Raw genomic sequence first — 10,855 nt, 5'->3', positions numbered from 1 at the left:
GACTGAGCTTGCTTGGCTGGGCGAGTGCTGGTTCCATGGTTATTATTATCCCTTACTTTGCCATTTATGAACAGACTAGACATTGGTAGGATGAATGTTGTATTATCCATCTATCTTGTAGTGACGCCACGCCACGGCGATGCCTTTGCCAGCGTCAAGGAGATTTCTCAGTGGGAGCGGGTTTACGAATTTGAAGTATTCATTTAGGTGATTGAGGAAGGTGATTTATGAATCGGCAGGAGGTGTTCGACAACCGTTGCTAAAGGAAAGGCAAACCGCACGTAATTTATTAACGATAAACCATCTTGCGAATAGTGCGGATAAGCAAAGGATAACGATAAGTTCTTACATTACATCCAACCAAAAAGAGGTTCCACATGAATAAGTTGGAAATAGTTCGGGACAACCAATTATTCCGGTTCATGTTTGTTTTAGGATTAGCCTTCTCAATCAATGTGCTTCTTACAGAAGCCAAAGCACAACCAACGCGGTACCGGGAGGCACCTCAGCTAGCTGAGTTAGTTGCAGCAGGTCAACTGCCTCCTGTAGAGGAGCGACTGCCGAAGAGTCCCGTATTGGTCGAACCAGTGGAGCGCATTGGCCAGTATGGTGGTATCTGGCGAATGGGGCTCATAGGCGGTCAGGACACCTTCACGCTCATGTCAAGCATAGGCTACGAGAATCTGGTGAGTTGGAACCCAGAATGGACCGGCGTTATCCCTAATGTTGCCGAGGCGGTTGAGGGGAATGCGGAGGGTAACGAATACATCTTCAGGCTACGTGAGGACATGAAGTGGTCGGATGGACACCCCTTTACAGCCGACGACATTATGTTCTGGTACGAGAATGTCTTCATGAATAGTGAACTTACCCCAGTGAAACCTACATGGCTCCTCTCGGGTGATGAACCAGTAGTAGTCGAAAAGATAGACGATTATACTGTAGCGTTTAAGTTCAATGCTCCTAAAGGTCTTTTTCTGCAAAACTTGTCCGTACCAGCCGGTTCTGCAATCACAAATTTTCCGCGTCACTATCTGGAGCAATTTCACATGGCCTACAACTCGGAGGGGATCGCGTCACTCGTTCGAGAGGCTGGTTTCGACGGCTGGGTTGCACTATTTGGCAATAAGAGTGACCCATGGGCGAGCAGGGAAAAACCTACGCTGCATGCCTGGATGCTGACTACAGCCTATGGTGAGGGAACACGCGTGGTGGCAGAGCGTAATCCTTTCTATTGGAAGGTTGATCCTGAGGGAAATCAGCTCCCATATATCGACCGCGTCATCTTTGACCAGTTCGAGGATCCGGAAGTCTTACTGTTGAGAGCGCTAGCTGGCGAAATTGACATGCAGGAACGCCACATTACTGCTCTTCAGAACAAGCCGATCTTTCTTGACACCATGGAGCGAGGCAACTACCATCTTATCGAGAAGACGCCCGCGGTTACAAATTCCATGGTCATCCAGTTGAACCTCAATCACAAAGATCCCATCAAGCGGGAGATCTTCCAAAATAGAGAGTTCCGAATTGGTCTCTCTCATGCTATTGACCGGCAGGAACTCATCGATCTAGCGTGGCTGGGGCAGGGCGAGCCTTACCAGGCGGCACCCATGAGGATGGAGGTGGACATCTACAGTGAGCGGATGGCGAAGCAGCACACTGAATACGATGTAGCGCAGGCCAATGAGTACCTTGACAGGGCAGGATACAGTGCACGTGACGCAGATGGGTTTCGTCTAGGTCCAGACGGCAATCGGATTTCTTTTGTCATTGAACTGATCATTCCTGGTACGTCAGCTGGTGGTACTTGGCCAGATGCCCTCGAGCTCATTCAAGGTTACTGGCAGACAGTAGGAATCGATACACAGTCTAGAACGATAGATAGATCTCTCTTTCTGGCTCGTGTACAAGCCAATGAGCACGACGCGGTAGTGTGGAGTGGTGGTCAGAGGGCAATTCTAGACTCTAGCTACTACCTTCCTAACAACCCCAACAGCTCTTTCTTCGCCATGCTTTGGACCTACTGGTATTTAGGAGATCCACGCGGTGAGGAGCCGCCTGCAGTGGTTCAAGAGCAGATGGAACTATGGGATCAAATTCAGATAACTCCTGAGCTGGACCAACAGACGGAATTACTACGGCAGCTTATAGACATTGCTACTGATCAATTCTACGTAATGGGTATGAGTTCAATACCCAGTGGCTACATTGTCGTTAAGAATAACTTCCATAATGTATCGGAGCCAGCTATTACTTCAGGAACTTACGTGTGGCCGGCAGCGATTAACCCTAGTCAATTCTTTATTGGACAGTAGCAGATGACAGCCGTCTCTTCCATAGAGACCATCGAACTCTAAGCCTGATGGTAGTTCCTAAACAAGTCAATAGAAGGGGCACTTTGTGAATCCAGCAAGCAGACGTTCCACAACCATTGCTAAAGAAAGCGTGTTCGCACTTCCCGACGAAGGCAGACAGACTCTCTTCTCGGAATTGCACATCGCAAATGGCTTTCCTACGCCGCCACCTGGCCGGCTTGCCCAAGGATTACAAGCCGGGCTTGGCTTGTCCATATCGTATGACGGCCTTGCTAATGACTCAGCAATGGCCACCTTTAAAGTGCTTGAGGAGACCGTCGACACTTCCGACCCTGAACACCCTAAACGACTCCTGCGGTTAGAGAACAAAGCTAGTAGTCTGCGGCTGAACGTCGAGTACACCTACTACCCGAACTATCAGGCTGTTCTTGTCGGGGGTGAGCTGGAAAATATCGGTAACAGGCCTATCAAGCATGTGACCGAGCTTCGTTCCTTCGAACTCTTCTTGGACCTTTCTTTAGTCGGCGACCCTAAAGTGCACTCGATCGGTGGCGGCGTGACCCACGCCTATTTTCCACCCATTGCGTTTCAATTGGATTCGCGCCACTTCATCAGCAACAGCAGCCTCAGGCATCCGGTACGTATCGAGTCCGGCGGCACGGGTCGCTCGTCCGATAAGCACATGCCCTTCTTTTTCATTGAAGACAGTGAAGGTGAATCAGGAATGTTCGGCGGACTCGAGTGGTCGAGTCTGTGGCACATTGATTTTAACCGCCAAAAGGAGAGCTTTTATATCCGTGGAGGTATTGACGAAGTCGATCTCACCCTCCGCCCAGGGGAGCGCATCCCCATCCCTCGAGCATTACTAGGTTTTTATCAGGGTTCTATTCATCAGGGACGAAACGCGCTACGGCGTTTCATTCACGACTGGTATCCCCTTTATCAAGGTGAGGATCTGGGTGCGCCCGTCACCTGGAACCACGCGTTTACCTTCGGTGCGACCATTAACGACGAAATTTTCCGCCGTCAGGTGCCCGTTTGTGCCGACTTGGGCTTTGAGTGGATGCAAATCGATTGGGGCTGGTATGCGGGGTGCGTGCCACCTCGAGGCACCTATGAGGGCATCGGGAACTGGGCGCAGGTTGACGTTGAGCGCTTTCCCAACGGCATTGAACCCCTTGCCGAGCTGGTTAGATCCCACGGCATGAAGTATTGCACTTGGTTTGACCCTGAAGAGGCTCACCCTTCATCGCTTCTTGCCAAAGAACATCCCGAGTGGATGCTTTATATCGATAGCAAAGAGATGGGGTTGGTGGATTTCGGTTTGCCGGAAGTTCAGGAATGGTTCCTTAACATGATTCAGCGGCGGATTGACGAGTGGGGCATCCACAAACTGAAGTGGGATCACAACATCGACCCGTACCCGTATTGGGCTGCGCATGAAGACCCTGAGCACCGTGGCCTTATGCAGATCAAACATGTTCGTGGTGTCTATCGCGTGTGGGAAGAACTTACGAAGCGAAATCCGCAACTCGTCCTTGAAAATTGTTCATCTGGCGGTCGGCGTTTTGACCTCGGTACCTTTGGTCGGGCGCACATCCATCACGGGAGTGACTTCAATTTTCAAGATGACATCGTGCGCAACCAGGTCTCGGGCGTAAACACGATCATGCCCACTCATCGAGTAATCCATACCTGCACCTGGGGTGGCCCGGACTTTCCTGATATGTATGTTCAGAGTCGTTTTGGTGGGATTCTTCGTTTTTCCCAAGACTTCGCCAGCTGGCCTACTGAAGCGCTCGAGCGCGTAAAACGCCATATCTCTGTATATAAGTCTATTCGCCATCTTTTGAAGGAAGACTTTTATGCTCTCTTCGCACAGCCGCGCACGCTGGACGACTGGGACGGCTGGCAGTATCATAATCCTCAAACAGGCGAAGGGGTCGTGATGGTGTTTCGGATGAATGGCGAGGCAACACGAAGTGCTTACCTCAGGGCGTTGGATCCTAAAGAAACGTATAGACTCACTGATCCTTACACCGAAAAAAAGTTAGAATACACGGGTCAACATCTTATCAAAGATGGAATTAACATTGGCTTGGAACCAAATACCGTACAAATACTTCATTACCATCCCGAGCTAAAAGGCAGCAAGGCGTGACTTCCCGGCTACCAACATTTCCTTACGGCGCAGTTTACTTTCGCAAATCAAGCCCTCCGCGAGAAGATTGGGAACGTGACTATCGGGTGGCAGCCGAAGATGGTATCAATGTGTTCCGTCATTGGTTCATGTGGTCTGCGATCGAAGTGGCTCAAGAAACATTTGATTGGGATGACTACGATAGGCAGCTTGATTTAGCTGCTAAACACGGGATCAAAACTATAATAGCCGAGATCAGTCATGCTGCTCCCGAATGGGCCTTCCATGACTATGCCCATGCGCGTTATGAGAGGGCGGATGGAACCAAGGTAAGCAGCCAAATTCGTAACAGTTCGGTGACAGGCGGCTTCCCCGGGCTCTGTCTGGATAATGCAGATGCCAAAGAATTAGCTGGCAACTTCCTCACCGAACTCGTCAATCGTTACAAGGGTCATCCTGGTATGGGTGCCTACGACATATGGAATGAATGCAATCTTGCCTCCTCAGCTTCTACCTTTTGCTACTGCTCAGCCACACAAGAAAAATTCCGTGAGTGGCTCAAGCAGAAATACCAAAATTTAAAGAGGTTAGGCGAAGCCTGGTACAGGCATAGTTACGCCACGTGGGAACAGGTGGCACCGCCCCAGAATCCAGCACCATACCCTGATTATCTCGATTGGGTGCAGTTTCGTATTGATAACGCCTTCCGCTTGATGCAGTGGCGAGTGGGTCTGGTGCGGGCGCTAGACCCAATAAATAGCATTACTGCCCATGGAGTTACAGATTCGCCACTGCACCGAATGGCAAAAGCTGCAGATGACCACTGGAGAGCCGCGGAGCTCGTTGATGGTTATGGGTACACGTACGGAATGGATAAGTATGGCAATGAGCCCTGGAAGCTGAATCTTGTGACGGATATGGTCAGGGGCAGTACCAATGGGAAACCCTTTTGGTATGCGGAAGCCATTGCCGGGCCCAACTGGAATTGGATAGCGAGTCGCAACCGCAGTGGTGGCCGGCCCAAAGCTAGAGAAGACGGTCGCGTTCCGGTGGCCGCTGATATCCGCTACTGGAACCTCTCGGCCATGACGGGAGGTATCAGTGGTCTCATGTATAACCGCTGGCGTCCTCTGCTTGACGGACCGTTGTTTGGCGCCCTAGCCGGTTATGATCTTGACGGGTCACGCACCTCCCGGTCAGAAATGATGAGCCGAATGGCCAAATGGGCAAATTCCCCCCAGCATAGCGATCTATGGCAATCAAAACCTGTCAGGGGAGAGATCGGGATTATCTTCGCGCCGGAGTCTTCCATTCATTGTGCCGTTAGAGGAGACCAAGGTGATGATTATGCCAACGCTGCACGCGGTGCTTACCGGGCTTTCTTTAATGACAATATTCAAGCGGACTGGGTTCATATTGATCAACTAGGTGCGTATGAGGTTCTGTATTTACCGCACCCCATGATGTTGACTCAAACCTCGGCATGTACGCTCATTAGATGGGTTGAGAATGGTGGTTGCCTCGTTTCAGAAGGCTGCCCAGGCTTTTTCGGTGACCGCGGGAGGGCCGGGGTCGTGCAGCCTAATCTAGGGCTGGATCGCCTGTTCGGAGTTACGCAGGAATATGTTGAGTTCACCCCCGATCTCCTCGAGGATATTACGTTTACGTTAGAGGGAGTTGGTGAGGTTTACGGGGGCCTATACCTACAGACATACCACCTCCAGGGGGGTGAAGCTAAAGGCTGGTATGACGACGGCCGCGTCGCTGTGGTGGATAATAATTATGGACAGGGCAAAACTAGGCTCATTGGAACATCCTCTGGATATGGTTACAACACGCACGCGCGCCAAACCACTACCAAGCTCTTCATAAGCATCCTTAATTGGGCAGGAAGAGACCAACATATTCGCTCGAGTGAGAGTAGATTGACCGCTAGATTTCATCATGGTCCCGGGGGGATGTACCTATGGGTAACCAATCCTACTCAGGAGAAGTTAAGCGCAGAGTTGGAGTTCTCGGAGAAATGGAGACGATTTTACCCGGCCAAAGCACTTTGGGGTGAGGTACTCCCAAGGGTTAATGACCAAGTTGTTACGGTCACTGTTCCTGGGCGTGACGGGCTGGTAGTAATGCTTGTGGATCCTGGATCTGTAGAGGAAGCGAGGTGAAATTTCATGTAATGATAATAGCGCAAGGTAGATATATAAGGCAGTTCGAGAAGGGCCGCAAGGCTCAACATTTCAACCTGAAAGAAGGTTTTTATGAAGCTGCTCAAGAAAGGTATAAACTCCAGAATTCCGTTTCTTAGTGCACTAGTGCTTGTCATTTTAAGTTCTACACTACTGTCAGACGGCAGAGCGCAAACTACTGAGTATCATGAGGCACCCCAGTTGGCTGAGCTTGTTGCAGCGGGTCAATTACCTCCTATAAACGAGCGTTTACCCGAGAGTCCCATGGTGGTTCCGGTAATTGAACGTATCGGCGAGTACGGGGGAACGTGGCGGCACACGCACGTCGGCGGGCTCTTGCTCTCCCTGCAATCATACCTTGGCTATGAGAACCTGGTGCGCTGGACACCAGATTGGGAAGGTGTCATGCCTAATGTTGCCGAGGCAATTGACATAAATGAAGAGGCGTCCGAATTCACCTTCCATTTGCGGGAAGGCATGAAGTGGTCCGACGGCCATCCTTTCACCGCTGATGACATCATGTTCTGGTACGAAGACGTCTTCATGAATGACGAACTTACGCCCTCACGGGGCGGACCATTAGTTGTCGACGGCACACCTGTTGTTGTGGAGAAAGTCGATGATTATACGGTCACGTTTAAGTTCGCCGCGCCAAATGGTTTCTTCCTTTATTATGTCGCCTATCCAGCTATGGTAACCGGGCCTACATCAACACCACGCCACTACCTGGAGCAGTTTCACGCAAAGTACAATTCGGAGAATATCGCCCAGCTTGTTGAGGAAGCCGGCTTGGCTGACTGGGTCGCTCTTTTCCAAACAAAAAGTGGTATGTTAGACCTAACCGACTTTTTCAGGACAAGCGAGATACCCGTTTTGCATGCCTGGCATTTGACTACAGCCATGGGAGAAGGGGGTTCTACCCGAGGCATAGCTGAGCGAAACCCTTACTACTGGAAAGTCGACCCTGAAGGCAACCAACTCCCCTACATTGACCGTCACACGATTGATATGGTTACCGACGTAGAAGTATCGCTACTAAGGGCGTTAAGCGGCGAGGTTGACTTTGCACGCGAAGGGTTCGCCACCGTCGCCAACAGACCAGTCATTATGGATAATATGGAACGAGGGAACTACCGCCTTTTCACTGAATTTAGCGACTATCCCAATGAAGCAGTCATCATGTTCAACATGAACCATAGGGACCCGGTAAAGCGTGAAATCTTCCAGAACAAGGATTTTCGCATAGGCATGTCTCATGCCATCAATCGCCAAGAGATCATTGACCTTTTGTATGTCGGTCAAGGAGAACCCCACCAGGCAGCGCCGCGGCCCGAGTCAGAGTTTTATAATGAGCGGCTAGCCAAGCAGTACACCGAATACGATGTTGATCTAGCTAACGAGTACCTTGACAGGGCTGGCTACACCGAACGGGACGTGGAGGGCTTCCGCTTGGGACCAGATGGTAAGCGGATAGAGATTGTTTTTGAAATCGATGCTGTCATGACTAACTTCATCGATATGTTCGCGTTGCTTCAGGGTTATTGGGAGGATGTTGGCATCAGGACCCACATAAGAACATCCGATCGCTCGCTGTGGCAGGTTCGCGTTAAGGAGAATGCTGAACAAGACGCCACCATTCATACCTTTGGAGGTGGTCTTGGCTTGACCGTATTGTTAGACCCACGCTACTGGTTCCCCTTTAACTTCAACTCTATGTACGCCCAAGCCTGGGCCCATTGGTATAGCTTACCTGGTACTGGGGGTGCCGTTGGTGTAACTCCTGAGGAGCCACCCGAAGAAGTTCAGCGACAGATGGCTTTGTTCAGGGAAATTACTCGTAGTGGTGATCCAGATACACAGACTGAACTGCTGAGAGAAATTCTGGATATTGCGGCGGACCAGTTTTACCACATAGGCATCAGCACCAAGCTCAATGGCTACGGGATCGTGAAGAATAACTTTCGTAATGTGCCTGATGAGATGCCTGGCTCGTGGACCTACCCGACACCGGGTCCTGTAAATCCCAGCCAATTCTTCATAGAGGGGGCGAGTCGATAACTGCTTGAAGTGTGCTTATTTGTACCTCGATCAGTCTCTTGACTGATCGAGGTACCCTCTATGACTCGTGACGGATTTGTCTACAACGACACGATCTCCTAAAGTTGTGATCTGCTCTTATTTAGGACAAAAAAGTGCCGGGGCCTTATCCTGGAGGATGCTGCTGTGGGAGAAAAGAATTGTTACTGGAGTGCGGTCATCAATACTTTCACTGATTTCGGTTTGCGGCATTTTAGACTTGAAGGATACGAGAGGCTGGTCTTGGATTTCCTAAAACTTAACAAGCGGCACAAAACGTCAGGAGTAACCCATAAACGCTTACGAGACATGTTGGTGAAATTTTACGTAAAACATGTTAAGGAGCCTTGTGGGTAATGAATACTGATACTCAACATCCAAATACCCTCTGCATTATTACCGATCAACAACGCTATGATCGTTTGAGCTGTAACGGTACAATTATTATCCAGGAGCTTATGACGACAGGTTGCCGTAAGCATATGGTTGGCGAAATCCACCTGCACAACATCATCGACAAAGAAGGTGTTCCTTCAAAACAACACGAGCCTTCAAAAGACACGGGAAATCGCAACATATGGTAGCGGGAAGAAGCACTAAGCTTACTAGTCCTTACTACAGTTTGCTAACTACGGATTTTCTTAGTAGTTATGGAAGTGGGATCTATGGAGAATACTTGCAATGGCTAAAGCAGGAACACCCGGATGCGGTGCATTATCTCCAGAATGATCATGTAAGACTACCCCCCACAGGACCAGACAGTCTGATCGTGCGCTGCCCCGGCGGCCAAGTCATGCTTGAAAATCTCAGACCAACATCTACATCTTCTTATAGCCAACAACTTAAGGCTGAAAGATATAGGATAGCTGTTCACCTTTCATTGGCACTAACAAAACGAGTGTCCAACAGGAATTCCGTCTTCAAGGGGAGAAACTAATGAGCACAAATCGGGTGATGATTCTAGACACAGACATTGGTACTGATGTTGATGACATGCTGGCGCTCATTATTCTCGCAAAGGCCAAAGAGGCGAATCTTGTTGGCGTAACCACTGTTTACGGAGACACCAGGCTCAGGGCGAAAATTGCTAAACATGTGTGCAACTTGTTAGGCAGACCTGATATACCAGTTATCGCTGGAGAAGAAGCTACTCTCACGAACAGGACCGTATGGTGGCCGGGACATGAGGGTAAGGGAATTCACCACTTGGATAAGGTTGAGATAGAGGAGGAAACAGATGCGGTAACCTTTTTGCAGGTAGTAGCACATCAGTACCCACGTGAACTTGAATTGGTGGCAATTGGACCTCTTACCAATCTCGCAAAAGCAATATCTTCAGACAGAGCTTTTGCATCCAGCGTACGCCACCTGTATATCATGGGAGGAGCATTTTGGCTGGAGAAGGCAGAGCACAATATCAAGAGTGACCCAGAAGCGGCCAAAATCGTTTTTGAATCGGGCGTCCCCATCACAGTTTGTGGCCTTGATGTCACGACATGTGTCTGGTTACGGGACGAAGAACTCCGCATGATTGTCAAGGACAATCCTCTTGGTTGCATTCTTGAAGACCAAGTCCGCCGTTGGTGGGCATTTAAAGGTCAAACTCAAAATCATCCTCATGATCCCATAGCAGTTCTTACAGCCCTCAATCCAGAACTGTTCGAATTTGAGCATTGTGATGTGCGGATTGGGGTTAGTGATCAAGATTTAGGCGAAAGCCGGCCAACTCATTGCGGGCAAGGAGAAGTTCGGATTGCCTCTCGCGTGGATGTTGAGGCAATCACGAAGGAATTGGTTACTCGACTCGCGTTACCGTCAGCAACTCTAGACTCGTTGCCAAATGAGTAGAGACCTGAACGTGATTGCACTGTTGAGGTTGCCAACTCTAAGCATTATGCTAAAGGGTCAATGTCAAACGAGGTTCCACCTTTTCTGGAATGCGACTGTCAAAGCAGAAGTCAGCTGCGCTCGAAACTAATCATGGGCATCTCTGCCAAGCTGGGATTAGTACTACAACGAGACTTTGACAGAACCTGTTTGAGAGGCTGAAGATAGGGATATGAGCAGAATAATCGAGCCAGTACTCTATACAGGGATAAGTGTTGCTGATGTGGCGGATACCGGGGACATGCTAG

The 10,855-nt window shown here is 49.8% G+C and carries 7 protein-coding genes; all 7 read left to right on the top strand.

Features of this window, described 5'->3' with window-relative positions; translation table 11 throughout:
- Positions 1-66 precede the first annotated feature (66 nt).
- The 7 genes from AC2VE5_RS21870 to AC2VE5_RS21840 all read left to right on the top strand — a co-directional run bounded on the left by AC2VE5_RS21870 (position 67) and on the right by AC2VE5_RS21840 (position 10,568).
- The gene (locus AC2VE5_RS21870; RefSeq protein WP_486889797.1) at positions 67-207 is read left to right on the top strand and encodes a hypothetical protein; all 141 of its coding nucleotides are present in this window, start codon (positions 67-69) and stop codon (positions 205-207) included.
- Positions 208-377: 170 nt separating this feature from the next.
- Positions 378-2,315: an ABC transporter substrate-binding protein gene (locus AC2VE5_RS21865; protein WP_486889796.1), complete on the top strand. Its 1,938-nt coding sequence runs from the start codon at positions 378-380 to the stop codon at positions 2,313-2,315.
- An 85-nt stretch (positions 2,316-2,400) separates the two neighbouring features.
- Complete coding sequence (locus tag AC2VE5_RS21860; protein WP_486889795.1) at positions 2,401-4,476, top strand: alpha-galactosidase; 2,076 nt, start codon at positions 2,401-2,403, stop codon at positions 4,474-4,476.
- Positions 4,473-6,623 (top strand): beta-galactosidase, encoded by a 2,151-nt coding sequence (locus AC2VE5_RS21855; protein ID WP_486889794.1) that lies wholly within the window; start codon positions 4,473-4,475, stop codon positions 6,621-6,623. Before AC2VE5_RS21860 ends, AC2VE5_RS21855 begins: the two co-directional genes overlap by 4 nt.
- 285 nt (positions 6,624-6,908) lie before the next feature.
- A complete protein-coding gene (locus AC2VE5_RS21850) occupies positions 6,909-8,702 on the top strand; it encodes an ABC transporter substrate-binding protein (RefSeq protein WP_486889793.1) in 1,794 nt (597 codons plus the stop codon).
- 374 nt (positions 8,703-9,076) lie between these two features.
- Positions 9,077-9,304: a hypothetical protein gene (locus tag AC2VE5_RS21845; RefSeq protein ID WP_486889792.1), complete on the top strand. Its 228-nt coding sequence runs from the start codon at positions 9,077-9,079 to the stop codon at positions 9,302-9,304.
- A 352-nt stretch (positions 9,305-9,656) separates the two neighbouring features.
- Complete coding sequence (locus AC2VE5_RS21840; protein WP_486889791.1) at positions 9,657-10,568, top strand: nucleoside hydrolase; 912 nt, start codon at positions 9,657-9,659, stop codon at positions 10,566-10,568.
- Positions 10,569-10,855 lie beyond the last annotated feature (287 nt).

This window comes from Aliterella sp. E5.1 (assembly GCF_057473825.1).
This window is presented reverse-complemented; position numbering and strand designations above follow the sequence as displayed.